At 41.4% G+C, this 21737-nt stretch carries 15 protein-coding genes; 11 read left to right on the forward strand and 4 right to left on the reverse strand.

Features of this window, described 5'->3' with window-relative positions:
- The first annotated feature begins 34 nt into the window (after positions 1-34).
- The 7 genes from R2Q78_RS01885 (at position 35) to R2Q78_RS01915 (ending at position 10246) form a co-directional block, all read left to right on the forward strand.
- Entirely contained in the window at positions 35-586 is a 552-nt protein-coding gene (locus R2Q78_RS01885) for an RNA polymerase sigma-70 factor (RefSeq protein ID WP_316788352.1), read from the forward strand.
- Between the two features lie 77 nt (positions 587-663).
- Positions 664-1797 carry a FecR family protein gene (locus R2Q78_RS01890; protein ID WP_316788354.1) on the forward strand — a complete coding sequence of 378 codons (1134 nt, stop codon included), beginning with the start codon at positions 664-666 and terminating at the stop codon, positions 1795-1797.
- A gap of 254 nt (positions 1798-2051) precedes the next feature.
- Entirely contained in the window at positions 2052-5336 is a 3285-nt protein-coding gene (locus tag R2Q78_RS01895) for a SusC/RagA family TonB-linked outer membrane protein (RefSeq protein ID WP_316788356.1), read from the forward strand.
- A 20-nt stretch (positions 5337-5356) separates the two neighbouring features.
- Positions 5357-6967 (forward strand): RagB/SusD family nutrient uptake outer membrane protein, encoded by a 1611-nt coding sequence (locus R2Q78_RS01900; RefSeq protein WP_316788358.1) that lies wholly within the window; start codon positions 5357-5359, stop codon positions 6965-6967.
- Positions 6968-6993: 26 nt separating this feature from the next.
- On the forward strand, positions 6994-8025 hold the full coding sequence (locus R2Q78_RS01905) for a glycoside hydrolase family 18 (RefSeq protein WP_316788360.1): 1032 nt from the start codon (positions 6994-6996) through the stop codon (positions 8023-8025).
- Positions 8026-8057: 32 nt separating this feature from the next.
- Positions 8058-9224, forward strand: coding sequence for a BT_3987 domain-containing protein (locus tag R2Q78_RS01910; RefSeq protein ID WP_316788362.1), 1167 nt, complete (start codon positions 8058-8060; stop codon positions 9222-9224).
- Between the two features lie 14 nt (positions 9225-9238).
- Positions 9239-10246 carry a BT_3987 domain-containing protein gene (locus R2Q78_RS01915; protein WP_316788364.1) on the forward strand — a complete coding sequence of 336 codons (1008 nt, stop codon included), beginning with the start codon at positions 9239-9241 and terminating at the stop codon, positions 10244-10246.
- Between the two features lie 72 nt (positions 10247-10318).
- Here R2Q78_RS01915 and R2Q78_RS01920 read toward each other — a convergent pair whose 3' ends face one another.
- Positions 10319-11032 carry a YdeI/OmpD-associated family protein gene (locus R2Q78_RS01920; RefSeq protein WP_316788366.1) on the reverse strand — a complete coding sequence of 238 codons (714 nt, stop codon included), beginning with the start codon at positions 11030-11032 and terminating at the stop codon, positions 10319-10321.
- A 34-nt stretch (positions 11033-11066) separates the two neighbouring features.
- Here R2Q78_RS01920 and R2Q78_RS01925 point away from each other — a divergent pair, with 34 nt between their 5' ends.
- A complete protein-coding gene (locus R2Q78_RS01925; protein ID WP_316788368.1) occupies positions 11067-14255 on the forward strand; it encodes a glycoside hydrolase family 2 TIM barrel-domain containing protein in 3189 nt (1062 codons plus the stop codon).
- Here the strand turns inward: R2Q78_RS01925 and R2Q78_RS01930 are convergent, their stop codons facing one another.
- Complete coding sequence (locus tag R2Q78_RS01930) at positions 14256-14786, reverse strand: RNA methyltransferase (protein WP_316788370.1); 531 nt, start codon at positions 14784-14786, stop codon at positions 14256-14258.
- Positions 14787-15097: 311 nt separating this feature from the next.
- A complete protein-coding gene (locus R2Q78_RS01935; protein ID WP_316788371.1) occupies positions 15098-16249 on the reverse strand; it encodes a galactokinase in 1152 nt (383 codons plus the stop codon).
- Positions 16250-16411: 162 nt separating this feature from the next.
- Here R2Q78_RS01935 and R2Q78_RS01940 point away from each other — a divergent pair, with 162 nt between their 5' ends.
- The 3 genes from R2Q78_RS01940 to R2Q78_RS01950 all read left to right on the forward strand — a co-directional run bounded on the left by R2Q78_RS01940 (position 16412) and on the right by R2Q78_RS01950 (position 20683).
- On the forward strand, positions 16412-17449 hold the full coding sequence (locus tag R2Q78_RS01940; RefSeq protein WP_316788372.1) for an aldose epimerase family protein: 1038 nt from the start codon (positions 16412-16414) through the stop codon (positions 17447-17449).
- A gap of 233 nt (positions 17450-17682) precedes the next feature.
- A complete protein-coding gene (locus R2Q78_RS01945; protein ID WP_316788374.1) occupies positions 17683-18693 on the forward strand; it encodes an LLM class flavin-dependent oxidoreductase in 1011 nt (336 codons plus the stop codon).
- A gap of 79 nt (positions 18694-18772) precedes the next feature.
- The gene (locus R2Q78_RS01950; RefSeq protein WP_316788376.1) at positions 18773-20683 is read left to right on the forward strand and encodes a TonB-dependent receptor plug domain-containing protein; all 1911 of its coding nucleotides are present in this window, start codon (positions 18773-18775) and stop codon (positions 20681-20683) included.
- On the opposite strand, the gene R2Q78_RS01955 is transcribed toward R2Q78_RS01950, so the two are convergent.
- A complete protein-coding gene (locus R2Q78_RS01955; protein ID WP_316788378.1) occupies positions 20673-21737 on the reverse strand; it encodes a histidine kinase in 1065 nt (354 codons plus the stop codon). The two genes, R2Q78_RS01950 and R2Q78_RS01955, sit on opposite strands and share 11 nt — an antisense overlap.

Below are 21737 nucleotides of genomic sequence, written 5' to 3' on the forward strand. Positions count from 1 at the left end.
TTTTTAATGCTGTTAATTTTTGTAAATTCGTTTAATGTCAATATACGGCCAGCTAAGCGATTTTGAACTAACAGGGTTATTAAATAAGGGGGATCAGTTAGCATTTCGTGAGATTTATAACCGCTACAACAGCCTATTGCTCATTTATGCCTACAGGAAATTGGAGGATAAAGAAGAAGCAAAAGATGTTGTGCAGGAAGTATTTGCCGGACTATGGACAAACCACACTGAGCTCCAAATAAAGACTACACTATCGGGATATTTGTACAGGATTGTGCTCAATAAAATCCTCAATATATTCAGACATAAGGACTTTGGTAAGCAATATGTTGACGCCATTCAGCATTTGGTAGATTCAGACACCAGCGCGACGGATTACCTGATCAGGGAAAAAGAAATGACAGCGATGATTGAAAAGGAGATTGCCGGGCTACCTGCTAAAATGCGGGAAGTCTTCGAGCTGAGGAGAAAGGAATACCTAAGCAATAAAGAAATTGCCGAACGTTTAAGACTATCAGAACATACTGTGGCCACACAGATGAAGAAGGCTTTGAAAGTGATTCGACTACGTTTTGGCAGGTTATAAAAAATATTTTCATTAAGCATACCCGATCTGTTAAATTCATGTGTCTTTGTTGATGTAGAACCTATTGTCAGCATAAGATGGATAACAAAGTCAAAGATTTATTGAAGCGCTTTAAAGAAGGCAAAACCACTCATCAGGAGGAAGAGATGCTGCGCTATTGGCTTCATCACCACAATCAGGAAGGTGCATCCGGTTTATCAGAAGCAGACTTACAGAAGGCAGATGAAGACATGTGGATGGCTATAAAACCAGCTGACAAGCCTGCTGTGACACGTAAGTTGATACCAGCTATCGCAGCTGCGGCAGTATTGTTAATTGCAGTGTCTGCAGGGTATTTGTTCATGAACAAACCTGAAAACAAATCGGTACCACTTACTGTAAAAACGAGTGTCATCAAGCCGGGAGGAAATAACGCGGTGCTTACCCTGGCCAGTGGTAAAAAGATCGTATTGAATGACGCAGCAACCGGAGAACTGGCCGAAGAGTCAGGGATCATCATCAGTAAAACTGCAGATGGCCAACTGGTATATACCGTGACCAGTGAATATTCTGGGAAAGCTGGTGTAAATGCTTTTAATACCATTGAAACACCCAGAGGTGGCCAGTATCAGATTAATTTGCCTGACGGGACTAAAGTTTGGTTAAATGCAGTTTCTTCATTGCGTTTTCCTGCAAGATTTTCTGGAAATCAACGTAAAGTCGAATTGTCGGGTGAAGGGTATTTTGAAGTAGCCCACAATAAAAAAATGCCTTTCAAGGTTAAAACCGCTGATCAGGAAGTAGAAGTTCTGGGGACACACTTTAACATCAATAGTTATCCTGATGAAACTGAAACCATGACTACCTTGCTGGAAGGCTCTGTAAGCGTAAATTCAGCAATAGCTGGTAGTGCTATGCTTAAGCCAGGTCAGCAATCCCTATTGTCTGGCAATAACCTAAAAGTGGCCGTTGCTGATGTTGACGCCGCAATAGCATGGAAGAACGGAGAATTTCGGTTTAACGATGAGAAACTCGAAAGCATCATGCATAAAGTATCCAGATGGTACAATGTAGAAGTAGTCTACCAGGATGATAAATTGAGAACGGAGCCTTTCGGTGGCGTGATTACGCGGTTTGCAAAGGTTTCAGAATTGCTGAAGATGCTTGAACTGACACAGGAAGTAAAATTTAAAATAGAAAATAATACCATCGTGGTGATGGATGGGAAATAAACGTCACCGAACAAAACTTAACCAAATTTAACCAAATATGAAAATCAGAGAGAACTCATCCTAAGGGTGTAGTAGCCCATTGGTTTTCCAAAAAAAATCAGGAACACTCGTAATGTCCCTGATCAATTTTTCGGAAAAACCTTAAAGTAGTGTCGTACAACTTTTTATCAATTTAAACCGAATAACAAATGTATAAAGTTTTTACAAAAGAAATTTGTAATCCCCCTGACTATATCCGAAAATTCGTACTTATTATGAAAATTACCGCCATTTTAATTTTCGCGACGTTGATGCAGGTAAGTGCTGCTGGATTTGCACAAAGAATTACGCTGAATCAAAAATCAGCCAGCCTCAAACAGATATTTAATGCCATCAATAAACAAACAGGATATAATATCCTGTGGTCTGCCAAACAAATTAAAACTGACCGTTTGCAGGATGTTCAGTTAAATAATGTCCCGGTAGAAGAAGCACTTACAAAATGTTTAAAAGATTTTCCGCTGACCTATACAATTGAAAACAAGACAATTGTTATCAGAGAAAAGGAAAAAACGGTAGTGCAACAGCCGGTTAACCAACCAAAACAAAGGAAAAATATCCCTGGAAAGGTAGTGGATGAAGCTGGTAAGCCTATTCCAGGAGCCTCTATCAGGATTAAAGACAGCACAAAAGGAGTGGTATCCCAGGATGACGGTACTTTTGTCATCGATGCAAATCCAGGTGATGTGGTCGTGATATCCTTTTTAGGTTTTACTTCTGCTGAGATTACTATCGCAAACCAAAGCAGCCTGAATGTGGTGCTCAAAGAAGCGTCAAATGAGCTTAGCGGAGTAGTGGTAACTGCATTGGGTATTAAAAAAGAACTGAAATCATTGTCCTACAATGTTCAGGAGATCAGTGGCAACGAAGTAAATAAAGTAAAGGATGCCAATTTTGTAAACAGTCTTGCCGGTAAAGTGGCGGGTGTAACCATCAATAGCAGTTCTTCTGGTCTTGGCGGTGGTGCAAGGGTAGTGCTTCGCGGTACGAAATCGATCTCAGGAAATAACAATGCACTATATGTGATTGATGGTATTCCTATGCCTCAGTTGTCTGTCGCGCAGCCTGGTGATGTGTTTTCGGGTGCCGGACAATCCGGTGATGGTGCTTCAAACATCAACCCTGATGACATAGAAACCATTTCTGTACTAAGTGGTCCTTCAGCGGCAGCCCTATACGGAAGTGATGCTGCAAATGGGGTGATCATGATCACAACAAAAAAAGGTTCAAAGGATAGTTTTTCCATTACAGCATCTAACAATTCTACATTTCAGTCGCCATTTGTAATGCCTGATTTTCAGAATACTTATGGCTCGGAAGTCGGAAGCTATTACAGCTGGGGTGAAAAGCTGAAAACACCGAGTACTTATGATCCAAAAGATTTCTTCCAGACGGGAGTGAACTCAACGACTACGTTGAGCTTGTCTACCGGTAATGAAAAGAACCAAACCTATTTCTCTATGGCGGCAGTAAATGGCAATGGAATCATTCACAACAACAATCTTGACAGGTACAATTTTTCATTCCGTAATACCAGCAAGTTTTTGAATGATAAACTGAATATGGACCTGAGTATGAATTACATTAGGCTCGAAGAGCAGAATATGCTTTCTCAGGGGCAATATTTCAACCCATTGATTCCTATTTATCTTTTCCCAAGGGGAGATGATATCAGGAAATACCAGGTATTTGAGCGTTATGATGCTACCCGCAACTTTAAAACTCAATACTGGCCGTACGGTGATATGGGCTTCCAAATGCAAAATCCTTACTGGATTACAGAAAGAAATAACTTTACAAACAGCAAGAACAGGTATCAGATGGCTGCTTCATTGAAGTATGACATCAACTCCTGGATGAACATTACAGGACGTGCAAAACTGGACAATAATACAGCGCTGAATGAGCGAAAATATTACGCTTCTACCTCAGGGTTATTTGCCGGTGATGCAGGTGCATATTACAAATATGACCTCAGCACACGTCAGGTTTATACAGACCTACTCCTGAACATCAATAAACAGGTCAATGATTTTTCGGTAACGGCAAACATTGGCGCCAGTCTTCAAGACATTAAATATGACTATTCAAGTCTGGGCGGTGACCTTCAAAGTGTTCCGAACCTATTTACATACAGCAACATTAACCTTTCTCAAAGTAAACTGGAGCAAAATGGTTATCATGACCAGACCCAGGCTTTGTTTGCCAATTTCCAGGGTGGCTATAAAGGCATGGTGTACCTGGATCTTACCGCAAGAAATGATTGGGTGTCTGCATTGGCCAATACAAAAGCGAAATCCATCTTTTATCCTTCAGTAGGTTTATCGGGGGTTATGACAGAGATCTTCGATATCAAATCTGATGTACTTTCATTCCTGAAAGCACGGGTGTCTTATAGTGAAGTAGGTAATGCCCCGCAGAGATTTGTATCTATTGCAACTTATCCTGTGATCAACGGATATCCGCAAACCAGTACATTCCTGCCGGCTACAGATCTGGAGCCTGAAAGAACAAAATCTTATGAAGCAGGTGTAAACATGATGTTGTTTAAGAACAAACTGAAGATAGATGCAACAGTTTATCAATCATCTACTTATAATCAGTTATTTAATCCATCTCTTTCACCAAGTTCAGGCTATACCAGTTTTTTTGTAAACGCAGGTAAAATAGACAATAAAGGGATTGAAGTGTCAGCAGCCCTGACTCAGAAGATTGGTCAGGTAACCTGGAATTCTAACCTGGTCTATTCATTGAACAGAAACAAGATCAAAAGCTTGTTGCCTTCCTACACCAATCAGCAGACAGGAGAAACAGTTTCCCTGGACAGCTTAGATATGGGTGGAACATCAAGTTATAAAATGATCTTGACGACGGGTGGTTCTATGGGTGATATTTACGTAAATACGCTTAAAACTGATGAGCATGGTTATATCTGGGTAAATGCAACTTCCCAGACCGTAGCTACAGATCAGAACAGGTATGTAAAAGCAGGTAATTCAAATCCCGACTTCAACATTGGTTTTAGAAATGGTTTTGCATATAAAGGATTTGACGTAAGCTTCCTGGTTACTGCAAGAGTAGGTGGAGTAGGTGTGTCAGTAACACAAGCCATTATGGACGCTTATGGTGTATCAGCAGTGACAGCAGATGCGAGAGCCGCTGGCGGTGCCATTGTAAATGGTTATTCTATTCCGGCTCAGCCTTACTATCAGACAGTAGGTGGTGGTACATCAGGTATAGGTTCCATGTATGTGTACAGCGCTACGAACGTTCGTTTAGGTGAAGTTTCTGTAGGATATGATGTGCCTGTAAACAAGTACTACAAATGGGTAAAAGGGCTTAACGTTTCTTTGATTGGACGTAACCTGTTTATGTTTTATAACAAAGCGCCATTTGATCCGGAGCTTACAGCCAATACCGGAACCTATTATCAGGGAGTTGATTATTTCATGCAACCCAGCCTGAGAAGCCTTGGTTTCGCAGTTAAGTTTAGGTTTTGATCATAATTAAGGAAAAGAAGATGAAGAACATATATAAATCTTTCTCATTAAAAAAACTACCTGTCTGCGCAGCATTGCTAGCATTGCTAAGTGTTGGTTGTACCAAGAACTTTGATGAATGGAACACCAATCCGCACCAGGCTACAGAAGATATGCTGCAGCGCGACAATCTTGCAGCGGGATCTTTCTTTGTTCAGATGCAAAAGAACGTATTTCCGATAGCTCAGCAACCGGATTTCGGAGATGAGGTATACCAGACCATGCAAAACCTTGCCGGTGATGTGTATTCCGGTTATATGGGTGCAAGTAATAACTGGTATTCTGGATCGAATAACACCACGTATGACCTGATCCCTCAATGGTATGGACAGGCATTTAACCGTGCATTTGTAGGCATTATGCCTGCATGGAATGCGATTAAGAAAACAGCACAGGCGGAAACCCCTCAGGTATATGCAATGGCAACAATTGTAAAAGTAGAGGCGCTGCACCGTACTACCGATATGTATGGGCCGCTTCCATACATCAATTTTGGTAACGGTGCATTACAAAACAAGTACGATAGCCAAAGGGATATTTATTACAAGTTTTTTGATGAACTGAACGAGGCGATCACCATCCTGACTGATTTCAATACGAAAAATCCTGGCGCTACAGCTTTGGCAAAGTACGATTTCATTTACAATGGCAATATCCGTAACTGGATCAAATTTGCCAATTCATTGAAACTGCGTTTGGCGATGCGTATTGTGTACGCCGATGCAAACAAAGCAAAATTAGAAGCAGAGTCTGCGGTAAATCATTCGGTAGGGGTGTTTACAGCCGCTGGCGACATGGCAGCTTTACAGCATACCGCTGATTTGAGCTATAACCATCCGCTTTACATCATCAATACTAATTTTGATGACATCAGGATGGGGGCCAATATGCAATCATTCCTATCCGGTTATAGTGATCCAAGATTGCCAAAGTATTTTAATATGGCATCTGATGGTACTTACAGGGGAATCAGGAATGGTATAAACATCACCAATAAAGCTACTTATGCTGAAGGACCTTATTCGGAACTTAACGTTTCGGCAACTGCGCCCATTGTTTGGATGAATCCTGCGGAAGTATATTTTCTCCGTGCAGAAGGAGCGTTGCGTGGATGGAATATGGGAAGTGACGCAAAAACACTTTATGAAACAGGTATCAGTACTTCCTTTGCTGTAAGCGGTGTTGCAGGCAGTGCTACTACTTACATCAACAATTCGACAAGTGTACCGGCGGCTTATGCTGATCCTGCCAATAGTGGAAATAACATTGCTGCACTGAGCACAATTACCATTCAATGGGATGCGGCTTCGACTTTTGAGTTCAACCTGGAACGTATTATCACCCAGAAATGGATTGCGATGTTCCCCGATGGACAGGAGGCCTGGTCTGAATTTAGAAGAACCGGTTATCCAAAAGTGTTCCCTGTAGTACTGAATAATAGCAAAGGATTAATTTCTACAGACAAACAAATCCGTAGGATACCTTTTCCAGCTACCGAATACCAAACGAATTCTGCCGGTATTTCAGGTGGAATATCACTGTTGGGCGGTGCTGATAACGGTAATACAAACCTTTGGTGGGATAAAAAATAGAATTTGTTCAATGTTATAATTGCCAAATGATGAAAAAGAAATTACTTAACTTAATGCTGATCTGTCTGGCCGCCTTTACGGTCAGTTGCGAAAAGCAAAATACTCCTGAAGCCTTACAGATTCAGAAGCCATATACATATAGTGATCAATACTATGCCAATTTAAGAGCATATAAGAAGACAGACCATCAGGTATTTTATGGATGGTTTGCAGCTTATGCGCATAAAGAAGGTGTAACTGCTGAATATAAAAAGTCGGCCTCATGGGGAGAACACTTTGCCGGTTTGCCGGATAGTCTTGATTTTTGCAGCCTCTGGATGGGAATTCCATCTTTAAAACAGAACGATTCCCTGACTACTTACAATCCGATTGCCTATAAGGAAATGCGCGAGGCGATGGAAAAAAGAGGCATTAAAATGCTCGTACCTACTATTGTAAGTGTAGAAAACCATGGCTTCGAAAAGAGCGATGAAGGCTTGAGAAAGTATGCTAAGTATCTTACAGATATGGTGTTCGACAATGACCTCGACGGTTTAGATCTGGATTGGGAGCCTACTTCAGGATCTTACCTGAATACAGCAGCCAACTTCGGTAAACTTGTAGAGTACTGCGGAGCGATTGTGGGGCCTAAGTCCAATTCGGGTAAATACTTTGTAGTGGATTATTACACACATACACTGCCGAATACAATAGAGCCATACATCGATTACCTCGTAAATCAGGCTTATACGCAGGGAACAACCTCATCTTCTGCAGCATTTCTGCAGACGAGGTATAACCTGGTAAGCAGCTGGTGTCCACCTAATAAATTCATCGTTACAGAAAACTTCGGCGACTGGTATGAAAACGGAGGTTCTCCATTTACCGAGGCAGATGGTAACACGTTGAATAAATTTGGACTTCAGATGTATTCTCTGGAAGGAATGGCCAGATGGAATCCTACACAGGGAAAGAAAGCCGGTTTTGGCGCCTTTTATTTCGACAGGGATTACAACAACGGAATACCTTATGGTTTCGTAAGACGCAGTATCCAGGTTGCTAATCCAGCTATACGATAAGTCCATTATTTTATAATTTAAAATAAATGAAAATGAAGAAATTAACATACAATTCCAGGCTATTCTTCCTTGCAATGCTTTGTGCCATCACCATGGTATTTAGTGCCTGTCAGAAAAGTACAACTTTTAAAGATGTCATTCTGATCACCGGAACGCAGGAAAATAAACTGGTTAAGTTTACAGTGGAAGGCGTTCCTTCCAGTTATGCAGTTACCGCTACAGCAACAGATAAAGTACAAAGTGACGTTAATGTCTCTTTTGAAGTAGATACCAGCCTGGTAGGAGCTTACAATGAAGAGATGTCTGCCAAGTATTTTGTGCTGCCAAAGGGAAGTTATGAAATGGTAGGCAGTAATGCTGTGATTAAAGCAGGAACGAATGTTTCTGATGCAGTTACAGTATACATCAGGTCTGTAGATAAATTTGTGGATGGAAGGACTTACATTCTTCCGGTAACCATTAAAAATGTAAGCGGCTCAATGTCCGTTCTGGAAGCATCACGTACCATTTACCTGAAAGTCGCCAGGGTAATAGATTTCAAATCCATTGACATCTCAAATCCTAATTTTTATTACCCATATCCATTTACACAACCGGTAAATAACATTACGAAGTTTACTTATGAGATCAAGTGCTACATCAATGACTGGCACCCTGGAAGCAATCAGATCAGTCGTCTGAGCAACTGGGGACCTGTTGATGAATCTCTGCCAAACCTTTTGCGTTTTGGAGAAGCGGGAAGTAAAATCAATCAATTGCAATGGGTATCTGCAGAAGGCAGTGTATTCTCCAAAACAGAATTTGCTACCAAAACATGGTACACTATATCTTGTGTATATGATGGCAGTACCTATAAAATGTATGTAAATGGCAAGTTTGACTCTGGCTTCGATGGAGCAGGCAAAGTGTATCAGTTGGGTGCACTGGAAATTGGAATGTCTTATTCGGGATATCAGACTGCGCAGCGCTTCTTAGGTCGTGTTGCCGAAATCCGTTTCTGGGACAGATCTCTTTCTCCAACAGAAATTCAGGAGGGAATTTGCGGTGTAGATGCATCCTCTGCCGGCCTAGTGGCTTATTGGAAAATGAACGAGGGCGAAGGAAATACTTTCTTTGACCGCACCGGGAATGGACGTAATATGACATGGCCTAAGGCTACCGTATGGAATTCAGATAGTTTTAATAAGTGTGCTCAATAAAATTAGATAAGAAGATGAAGAGCTCAATAATTTTCAGAAATAAATATACCGCATTGTTTGTTCTGGCAGCCAGCATGTTTGTTTCCTGCAGCAAGGAAAAGACATTTGACTTCAACGGAGACAGTGTAAACCGCGTATATTTTAACATAGGCAGCTATACAGTTAAAAACTACAATGGCTATGCCTTTTCAATTAAACATACACCGATAGGGAGTATTGGCGATGACATTAAAGCAGCATTTCCCGCCCGTATCACACAGGAAGCGGCTGAAAATGTGAAGGTTTCCTATGCCATAGACAATTCCCTGATTCAGACTTATAATGCTGAAAAAGGAACCAATTATGTTGCTGTTCCTGCCGGTATTCTGGATGTGAGTACGGCAGAGTTAACCATTCCTCAGGGAAGAATGAATTCAACAGATTCCCTGAAAGTAGCTGTGCCTAAGGAAAAAATGTCTCAGCTGACTGCGGCAGGTTATTTGGTTCCATTGAAGATCACCTCTGTAAATGGTGCCAAAAATACAGAGGTAAGTACCAACGCCAACACAGTCTACGTAGTGATCAGTACGAAACAGACCAATCTTTATGACGCGCCGGTTGCCGCTGATATAACGGGTACATTAAATGCTGTGAGAACAGGATGGACTGCAACACTTGATGCTACCTTAAGTTCTGGTTCACTACCGAATATGTTTGACGCCGGAACAAATACCAGCTGGTACATTACACCGGCTAAAAGTGTGAATCTTGTGGTAAATATGAATGGTTCCATCACAGGGATAACAGCCGTTCGCTTTCATACGTCAAGTACCAATTACTACCTGACTACTGCAAATGTATCTACAAGTGCAGATGGAGTGACCTGGGTTTCACAAGGAGCCGCGACGTTTTCTATAATCAATGCTTACCAGTACATTAAATTTTACGCACCGGTAACTGCACGTTATATTAAGCTTGAGGTTACGGGGTGGAGATCAGGTTCAGCAAGGATTATGTTTACCGATTTTAATATTTACAGGTAAGGGATATTGTTGACAGGCTGTCTGAAGAGGTTACCTTTTCGGACAGCCTTTTTTTATTGAGGTGTAAGCCCCTTATTTCATAGTCGGGTTCTTTTTGCCCGTCAATAACATCTCCAGGGTTTTCTGCAATCTGTTTACGCGGGTGGCTTCCTGCTTTGCTGTAAGTATCCACAATACATATTCCTTTTTATGCGAATAAGCAAGAGACTCAAAAAAAGCAGAAGCCTCGGGATGCTGTAGAAATAACCTGGCCAGTTCTGGTGGTACTGTTACTTTTTTATGCTCCACATCTATAAAATCAGCAAACTCATTCTTCCTGATCTCATTATTTCCTACACCTGAAGTTTTTACACTGCCCTTTGGCTTGATTCTGATTCCGGTCCAGGTATCATCAATAGAAGCGGAAGCACATGGTGTCAGATGGTGAGCATCCAGTTCACTCCATTTTTCCATTTTCAGATCACTCACTATACCTGAACTTTTCTTTGGGTAAGCAATCCAGACCACTGTCTTATCTTTGATCTTTGGTGCCCAGACTGACAATTGCTCTGCCAGTTCTCCGCTATCCTTTACAAATGCCAATAGTCCATCATACACTTCATTTCTCTGTTGGAGAATTTCAATTGAAGAAGTGTCACCTAACAGATCAGCAATGTTATCTGGCTCGTTAGCAAGCAAGATCTTAAACCCGGGCTTAAAATTCAGTTTTTTTAATAAAAGATTCTCCATATTGGTTGATGATTTAGAAATCATAAGATTGTCCAGTAAAATAATTATTCTTTCCATTTTTTACGCAATACCTGATGATTAATTTTAGCCTATGAATTTACGATCCGTTGCAGGTAAGCTTGCGAGCAGCTTACTACTATTTTTATTTTTCACAGGAAGTGCCTTTTCTCAGAAGCAAATCTCTTTGCAGGGAATGTGGAAATTTCGTTTAGACCAAGATAAACAATTTGATGCTGCTGTAAAACTGCCAGGCACTACAGACCAGGCACAAAAAGGAACCAAGACTTCAGGACCTGATTATGGAATCCTTTCGCGGGCCTATAAATACGTTGGTCCGGCCTGGTACAGTCGCGAGATCAATGTGCCTGCTGGATGGAAAGGTAAAGACATCCAATTGTTTCTGGAGCGTGTGATGTGGGAGTCGCAGGTTTTTGTTGATGATAAAGCAATAGGTACCCAGGATGCACTTGCAGTACCACATGTCCATTTACTAGGCAAACTAACCCCGGGCAGGCACAAACTTACTTTGCGCATCAACAATGATCTGATCTATAACATAGGTGATAAAGGCCACGTGTATACAGAATATACGCAGAGCATCTGGAATGGAGTAGTAGGTAAAATAGAACTTCAGGTACGTGAAAATACGCGAATAGAAAATTTGCAGGTATATCCTGATGCTAAAAGCAAAGTGGTTAAACTGAAGCTAAAAGTTGCTAATGCAGCACCAACTAATGTGAATTATGCAATTACAGATTTACAGACCGGCAAAAATGTATTTAAAAAGCAATTGCAGTTGACCAACCAGCAACAACAGGATCAAACCCTGAATCTTGATTTTCCTATTAAACTGTGGGATGAATTTACGCCCAACCGTTACCGCATATCGGCAACACTGCAAAATAGCGATGCTGTATCAGCTGATTTCGGGTTCAGAAACATCTCCCATACCAGTTCGAAGATCATGATCAATGATGCACCGGTATTTATGCGGGGTAATCTCGACTGTGTACATTTTCCACTTACAGGCTATCCGCCATGCGATGTTGCAGAATGGGAACGCATATTTAAGATCTATAAGTCTTACGGACTCAATCATGTGAGGTTCCATTCATGGTGCCCGCCGGAAGAGGCTTTTGAAGCAGCCGATAAATTGGGTATATATATCCAGGCAGAGACCATCTGGATCGACTGGTGGATGACCAGTCCGCCGAAAGACAGGCCCGACATGCTTACAAAAGGACTTCCTGAAGGATTGGGAAAAAACCCTTCAGCTGATAAATTTGTTCAGGCAGAATTACAGCGCATATTGGATGCCTATGGAAATCACCCTTCATTTACCATGCTTTGCATAGGTAATGAACTTGGGAATTCAGATTTCGATGTGATGCAGGAATGGGTCAGAAAGCTTAAAAACGGTGATAACAGGCGCCTATATTCTGTTTCAACTGCAAGAAAGATCATGCCCGTGGATGATTTCAGTGTTACACATAACATTCCCGGCATTGGTGGAACTTACGGATTGCAGGGCGCCAAAACAGATTACGATTTGGAAAAGAACTACTCCAGAAGCACTATTCCTATCATCGCGCATGAAGTAGGACAGTTTCCTGTATATCCATTGTGGTCAGAAATCAATAAATATACCGGCGTATTAAAAGCAAGGAACCTGGAACAATGCAGGCAGTCGGCGATAAGCAATGGTGTGCTGAACCGCGATGTAGATTTTCACAATGCGAGCGGAGCTTTGCAAAAGGTTTTGTATAAGGGATTGATTGAGAACTTTTACAGAACACCATCCTGTGCGGGTTTTGAAATGCTGAGCATGCAGGATTATCAGGGACAGGGTGAAGCACTAGTAGGCTGGCTTGATGCATTTTATGACGATAAAGGAACGACATCACCGGAATTTTTCAGGCAATATAACAACCACGTAGTGCCTCTGGCCAGGTTTAAAAGCTTTGTTTGGGACAATACCGAAACATTCAATGCCAAACTGCAGGTGACCAATTATGGTGCAAAGGATTTGACCAATGCTGTGAAATGGGAACTTGTGGATGGTAAAAAGCAGATTCTCGCCCAAGGAACCACAGCGCCGGTTTTGATAAAAAGAGGAGAGGTTAAAGATATAGAAGAGATAAAAGCATCTCTTTCTAAAATAACCCAGGCACAATCACTGACGCTAAAAGTGAGTCTGCCTGGTACAGCATACAGCAATGAATGGTCTGTTTGGGTTTATCCGACACAGCTACCGGCAGCAGCTATTTCGTCTGTTACGGAAACGAATATGCTCGATGATAAAACAATGGATGCGTTAGAAAAAGGCGGTACGGTATTGGTTTACGCAGCAAAGCTTGGAAAACCTGAAGCTTTCAGACCTATATTCTTCTCACCTTTATTTTGGTCTAACGTCTTCTTTCCCGGTCAGGAAAATACCACATTAGGATCTGTTATAGATGCAAAACACGCATCCCTTCGCGATTTTCCTACAGATACACATTCTGACTGGCAATGGGAATCCATCAGCAGGGGCAGGTCATTTAAACTGGCCGACTGGCCGGCAGCTATGCAGCCAATCATACAGCCAATCAGCGATTTTCACATCAATGAAAAGCTAGGCTCTCTGTTGGAGTGTCGCGTAGGAAAAGGCCGTTTACTGATTTGTGGATACGATATTGCTGACAGTAAAAGTCCTGTTGCAAAGCAACTTAAGTATAGTTTATTAAAGTATGCAAGCAGCAGTGACTTCAATCCAAAAGTTGAAGTGGATACTGCATTACTTAGGAAAACTTTTCCATTCATCAAGCAAGCTGAAAGCAAAATCCCCGTTCCCGCGGAATTTGAAAATGCCTTACTTTACATCAAAGCCGGAAGCAATGTGCCTAAAGCTGGCGGACAATACAATTACAGGAGAAATACCGATGCGGCTGTGTTGAACCGCGATACAAAATATGCAGCGAAAGGAGTAGAGGCAGTATGGCGCTGGGACAACAATGCAGCATGGTTTGGTAAAACTATGGAGATAGAGATTAATCCGCCACAGGGTGTAATTGGAGAACTTTACATTCACTTTGCCGACTGGAACAATGAATCAAGAGATGCTGCCATCTGGCTGGAAGGCAGAGAATTTACTACCGGAAAGCTCGATAAATCCGGTAAATGGGTAAAACTGTTCGTGATGCGTGAAGACACCAATGATGGTAAACTGATCCTGCGTGTGAATTCACTGGCCGGAAGTAATGCCATGATTGATGAACTGGTACTGGTAGAAAAGAAATAATTATAACCTCAGCTTAGCAAAGAAATCCCACAATACTATACCGGCAGAAATCGTAATGTTAAACGAATGCTTGGTACCGAATTGTGGGATTTCTATGCATTCGTCTATTTGCGTCATCACCTCATCGGCCACGCCATTTACCTCATTCCCAAATATCAGGGCATATTTTTTGTCTTTTGCTGGTTGAAAAGTATTGAGCATGGTACTGCCAGAAGCTTGTTCTATTGCGATGATTTCGTAGCCGTCATTTCTCAATGAAACCACTGCATCAGAGGTAGTCTCAAAATGCTGCCATGATACGGATTGCGTAGCGCCTAAAGCCGTTTTCTCGATCTCGCGGTGAGGAGGCTGAGCGGTAATGCCGCATAAACAGATGCCATCAACTGAAAAACCGTCACTGGTACGGAATATAGATCCAATGTTGTGCATGCTGCGCACATTGTCCAATACCACAACTACCGGAAGCTTTTCCTGTTCTTTAAATTCCGCAACACTTACGCGGTTGAGTTCATCTAATTTTAATTTCTGCATTTTGTTTGAGGGCGTGGTTTTAATACTACTGTTTTTACGATCCAAATCGATAATTAAATTGGTTGTTATACTGAATCGACTCAACGTCATCTCGAACGCAGAGAGAGATCTCTTGATTTAGTATAGTTCAAGAGATCTAGCTGCGCTGAGCTCGCGAAGGGCTCGGTTCTCGTCGCTACGCTTCCCTCGAGATGACGAATGTCAATAAGGATGACGATCGTACCTTTTTAAAAGCCTTTCAGTCCGCAAAGGTATTATTTAAATCTTTGAAGCGCTGTCACCAATAAAAATTCTTAAAGAAATGTCACCATTTAAATCTTCGACGAACCATTACCAATCTCACTAATGTAAATCGCGGCAGGATAGCCAATACGCTCCACATAGTAATCGGTCAGTTGCTTCGCAAAATCTTCCTCTTTTCCTTTTTTAAGCAGGGCGATAGCGCAGCCACCAAAACCGGCACCGGTCATTCTTGCGCCGATTACATGCTCATAATCTTTGCAGAAATCAACCACAGCATCCAATTCTGCGCCGGTAACCTCATAGAGATCTTTCAGAGACTGGTGGGAAGCATACATCAGACGACCAAATTCGGTTAAATTTCCTTCGTTCAGTGCTTTTGCAGCATGATTCACCCTGTCATTCTCTTTAATTACGTGAGTAGCCCTTTTTAATACCGTTTCATCAGTAATCAAATGACTATGCAGCGCAAACTTCTCGGCATTCAGTTCGCATAAGTTATGCAGCTTAATCTCCTGATTCAGTTGTGCTAACGCAGTCTGACATTCAGCAACTCTTTCATTGTATTTAGACTCAGCCAGCTTACGTGGCTTATTGGTATTGATGATGGCCAGGGAATAATCTCCCAGGTTACAATCCACTATTTTGTACTTTAGGTTATCGCAGTTGAGTACAATTGCTTTGTCGGTCTCCCCGAATGCTACCGCAAACTGATCCATGATGCCACAGTTTACACCGATAAATTCATTTTCTACTTTCTGAGCAAGCAAGGGAATCTCAATCTTTTCATAACCTAAATTGAAATAATCATTTAAAGCATAAGCCATTGCAACTTCGATGGAGGCAGAAGAGGATAGTCCTGAACCAATCGGAATATTCCCGAAAAACAACAGATCTAATCCAGTAGGCAGTGTATGTTTCTTTAAAATCTCATTGAAAACACCCAGCGGATAATTAAACCATTCCGGACCAGTCTTTTCATAAGCAGACTTCAGTTCAATAGTAGCTTCCTCTTCAAAGTTTACACTTTTAAACCTGATTACATTGTCGTTATTTGGAGCAATAAGCAACCATGTTCCTAAAGTAACCGCACAAGGCATCACTAAACCTCCGTTATAATCAATGTGTTCGCCGATTAAATTTACACGGCCCGGGGTAAAATAATGCGCAGTAGGTTCTTGTCCGTATTTCTCTAAGAATTTATTGGTTAATTCCGCTTTCATTGTAATATTTTAAATTATTGTTTAGTTTTATTAAAAGTATTGATAGTATTGTTTAGTTGAAATCTATCGGTTCTAAATATACAATTATGAACCGAATCCCATAATGTCAAAAGTACACTAACATACAATTTAGAACAAATATTACATTTTATATAAACACGAATGAACACAAAGCTAGTTAAGACAGGTAAAGTTATAGATGGCAAAGAAATATTAGGTATAGAACTGACCAATACAAAAGGAACCTATGTAAAAATATATAACTACGGAGCCATCATCAGCAAATTTATAGTTACGAATAAACTTGGCGAAAAGCAGGACATCGTTTTGGGTTTTGATGAATTTGACCAATACATCAGTGATGATTACCTGGCCAACTATCCTTATTTTGGCGCTATCATAGGCAGATATGCGAACCGTATTAAGAACGGTAGATTTTCGATAGATGGACAAACGCACCAGCTTTCACAAGCCAAAGGTGGCGATTGTCTGCATGGAGGAGATACAGGATACGATAAAAGAGTTTGGGATGTATTGTCTACGATAGACCCAAGCGTAACCCTGCAATATGTTAGTCCTGCGGGCGAGGAGAACTTTCCCGGTAATTTAACGATTCAGCTTACATTTAAGCTTACCGATGAGGATGAACTGATATTGGATTTTAAGGCGACCACTGATGAAGCAACTGCAATAAATCTTACACACCATAGTTATTTTAACCTATCTCCATCTGGAGGGTCAATAGCAAATCATTACCATAGGATGCCGGCCAGCAATTACCTGGAGCAGGATGATAATTACGTGGTGACCGGTAAATTAATTCCGGTAGAGGGAACCAATCATGATTTCCTTGGGGGTAAATTGATAGGTCAGGATTGGGATCCTGAAGAAGGTTATGATCAAACCTATGTACTTGACAAACAGTATGGTGAATTTACCCTGGCGTCTGAAACGACAGAGTCTGCCAGTGGACTAAAACTTTCTGTATATACCACAGAGCCCGTAGCACATTTCTATACTGCTAAGTATCTTGACCTGAAACATGGTAAAGGAGGTCGTAATTATGAGCCTTATAGTGCTTTCTGCGTGGAGACACAGCATCATCCAAATGGGATCAATATTCCATCATTTCCAAGTACAGTGTTGAGACCGGGCGAAACTTATAGTCAGACTACGATTTACAAAGTAGAACACAAGTAATTAGGTATGGCCCTGATAGCACACTGGTTATAGACTGATGGTAGATTCCTTCGCAAAAGGGGTACCTTTTTGCGAAGGAAGCCCGAAGCAGTCTGCAAGGAATGTGCAACATGTATTTTAGAAAGTGGAATTGTAATACGAACGTACTTTCACTGTAGATTGAAAGTCATATCGCTATTCATCATCCGAAATTGATAAGAATAGGGTGTAATTTTGCATCAATAGTAATTTACATGAAGAAATCACTCACTAGTACGCCATATTCAGTTTTAGATTTAGCGACCGTAATACAAGGTAAAACACCAGCTGATACTTTTAAAAAGAGTGCCGATCTGGCCAGACACGTAGAAGATTTGGGGTATACAAGGTATTGGCTCGCAGAACATCACAATATGATCAGTGTAGCAAGTTCTGCGACTTCTGTAGTCATTGGACATATAGCCGGTGCTACCAAAACGATAAGAGTGGGTTCAGGAGGTATCATGCTTCCAAATCATTCTCCATTAGTCATTGCCGAACAGTTTGGTACACTAGAATCTTTGTATCCAGGACGTATAGACCTGGGTTTGGGAAGAGCACCAGGAACTGATCAGGTAACTGCTATTGCGATTAGAGGTGAGCAGCGTTTCCAGGCGGCACAGAGTTTTCCGCAGGATGTACTGAAGTTGCAGGCCTATTTTTCTTCAGAAAACAGTACAAGTAGCGTAAGGGCAATTCCGGGTGAAGGTTTAGATATCCCGATCTGGATATTGGGATCAAGTACCGATAGTGCACACCTCGCTGCTGCACTGGGATTACCATATGCTTTCGCAAGTCACTTTGCACCCGCGCAGTTCCTGACCGCCATAAAGATATACCGCGAGCGTTTTAAGCCATCTGAACATTTAAAAGAACCCTACGTTCTGGCCTGTGTAAATGTGGTAGCTGCCGACACTGATGCAGAGGCCAATAAGCTGGCTACCTCTTTGTATCAAATGTTTAAAGGAGTAATTTCAGGAAAGCGCCAGCTTTTGCAGCCGCCGGTAGACAATATGGACCTGGTGTGGACCGATTATGAAGAGGAGCAGGTAAAACAGATGCTGGCCTGTACTTTTGTGGGTAGTAAAGAGACCGTAAAACACGACCTGCAACAATTTCTGGATCAGTGTGGGGTAGATGAGATCATGGCCTCAGCACACATTTTTGATCACTTTGCCAGACTAAGATCTTATGAGATTTTATCAGAGGTTTTTAAAGGCATTTAGGTTGATTTAATATTTAGTGTAAGAAGTTACCGCTGAATTTATAAAGGGATTATCTTTGCCGCTCGAAAATCAGATAAAGATGCACTTTAATAAATTTATGCTTCCTGCAGTATTTATAGGAAGCACAATAGGGCTGAATGTCGCTCAGCCTTCTTTAGCACATGCTCAACAGGCAACGCAACAGGATACTGTTAAAAAACTTAATGAAGTAATTGTAAAGGAAAATAGATTGCAATTACCTTTTTCTAAGCAGAATAGAAATGTTTGGATCATAGACCGGGAAAAGATCAAGAGTTTGCCAGCCAGGTCTGTAAGTGAACTATTGAGCTATGTTTCGGGTGTGGACGTTCGCCAGCGTGGCCCAGGTGGTTTACAGGCCGATATCAGCATTGATGGAGGAACGTTTGATCAATCTCTGGTATTGATAAATGGTATTAAAGTTTCTGATCCGCAAACGGGACACAACATGATGAACCTGCCCATTGCTATTGATGACATTGATCATATAGAAGTTTTACGTGGCTCGGCATCAAGGATATACGGTATCAATGCTCTTACAGGGGCAATCAATATTGTAACCAGAACTGCGCAGCAAACTGGTGTTTCTGCTAATGTTTTTGCGGGAAGTAGTTTTAAGGATAATGTTTCAGGTGATACTTACTACAATTATGGTGTTCGTGCAGGTGGGACATTGGTATTGAATGGCTCTAGTCATTCACTATCTGCCGGACAGGAATCTGGTAATGGGTATCGTTACAACACTGCCTTTAACAATCAAAAAGTATATTACCAGGGAAAATACGCGGTAGGAAAGACTGACGTAATTGATGTACTTGGAGGCTATACCCATAATAATTTCGGAGCAAATGGGTTCTATTCATCTCCGGGTGATAAGGAGTCCGAAGAAACCGTGAAGACTGCTTTGGCGGCTGTTTCTTACACCACTAAGCTGGCTGAAAACTGGACAATAGTACCCAGGATCAGTTACAGGAATAATGTGGACGATTATCTATACATCAAGCAGACTCCTGATAAATTTCATAACCATCACCAAACCAATGTATTTGATGCAGAGCTAAATAATACGATCCAGACGAGCATCGGTACTTTTGGACTGGGATTGGAAGCCAGAACTGAGCGGATAAACAGTACCAATCTGGGTAAGAGGAACCGTAACAATGCCGGTATTTTTGGAGAATTTAAGTTTGAGCCTGTTCTAGGTTTACTAGTCAACGCTGGTGCTTATACCAATTACAATTCTGACTATGGCTGGCAGGCTTTTCCTGGTCTGGATGCAGGTTATAACTTTTATGGCAACTGGCGGGTATTTGCAAATGTAGGTACAGGACAGCGTCTGCCTACTTATACAGATTTATATTATAAAGGACCTACGAATATTGGCAATGACCAGTTGAAGCCCGAAAAATCGAAATACGCAGAGGGTGGTTTGAAATACAATGATGACCGTCTGGCCCTTAATGCAAGTTATTTCGTAAGAAGAATTGACAATTTTATCGACTGGGTAAAAGAGGTACAAACGAATCCATGGCAACCACAGAATTTCAGCCAGGTAAATACCAAAGGATTTACTTTAAGTGGTGATTATGCACTGAAAACGGATGATGGTGACGTTCTGAGCGGATTGAGACTAGGTGCTTCTTATACAAATCTTGACCCAAGCTTTAAAAAAACTTTGCCTGCGGCGGTTTTTTCACGTTATGCACTGGAAAGTTTAAGGAATCAATTGAGCACTACTGTAAGCGCTGATTTATATAAGCAGGTATCGCTAACAGTAACTACCCGCTATAATGAGCGGATCAATTATAAGGATTATATGACCATGGATGCCCGACTGGCCTTTAATCAACGCATTTATAGTATTTATGCTGAGGGAGCAAATCTGTTTGATGTTCAATATATTGAAGCGGGAGCGGTGCCTATGCCGGGTTCTTGGTTTACATTTGGTGTAAAAGCAAGGATTACGAAATAGGTAGTGTGAGGCTGATCGTGCAACGTTCATCCTCACAATTTTCGAACTCAAACCTTACATTGTCGCCATAGAGCTGCTTGTAATTCGTTCCATAGTCGTTGAGGTCATCAACCAGTGCCTCATCAGCATTTGTACTGTAATGCATTTCAAGCAGTAAATGGTCATCTTCAATCAGCATGATCATTTCCAGCGTAACCGCTTTTTTGGGTTTTGCCTTACAGAAGGGTTCTATGATATTGATCAGCGACAATGGGGCTATTGTTTTGTGTTCGGTATTGCCCTGGATATTCAGCTGAATGGTCAGGTTATTGTCGAAATGATTAAGGGCAATGAAATGAATAAAACTTTGCAGAGCCAGTACTTCCTCTGTTAAAGGTGCATTTTGCTGCCTGCCACGGTACAGTCTATAACGCAGCAGATCAGAGAAAGTAAGGATGGCATCAGGAGTTGTATTTTCCTGTTCGGCAGCAGATTGTTTAAGTTGTGCTAGTGAGCGCATCAGGAAATCCGGACTAATGTTGGTTTTCAGTAAGTCTAGTTTTACCTTTTCTATTTCTTTTTTCTCTTTTTCTAGTTCCAGAAAGGTGTGGTTTTCTTCATTTTTTTCCATAAACAGCAACATGATTACAAAAACCACAAAATTGAGCAGATAACCAGCGAGGTTGGCGATGTACTTTTCAAGAAATCCGGCATGTTCACTGAGAAAAGGATTTTTAAAGCTGTCCTTTACAAAGGCATCGTGATAATACACATCGATCGCGGTAATGCTGAGGTAGAGAAAGATGACCAGCGACCAGAATAGAATGTTCTTATTCCTTTTGAAAAAATAAGGTATGAGATATAGGCAGTAAGTATAATAAAATACTGCAATAAGCAAATTGTCCAGGAAAAAATTGTGCAAAATAACTGACGGTGTAATCGGCTCTTTTACCGCGAGGATGGTGCCAACTATCAAAACCCATAGCCAATAAATGACATGCGCTACCCAGCGGTACCGTGTAAAGTACACCCAGCGGTTTTTTTTATTGATCTCTATTTGTACAATATCTGTCAT

The organism is Pedobacter frigoris (genome assembly GCF_032678645.1).
In the GTDB taxonomy this organism is placed as follows: domain Bacteria; phylum Bacteroidota; class Bacteroidia; order Sphingobacteriales; family Sphingobacteriaceae; genus Pedobacter; species Pedobacter frigoris_A.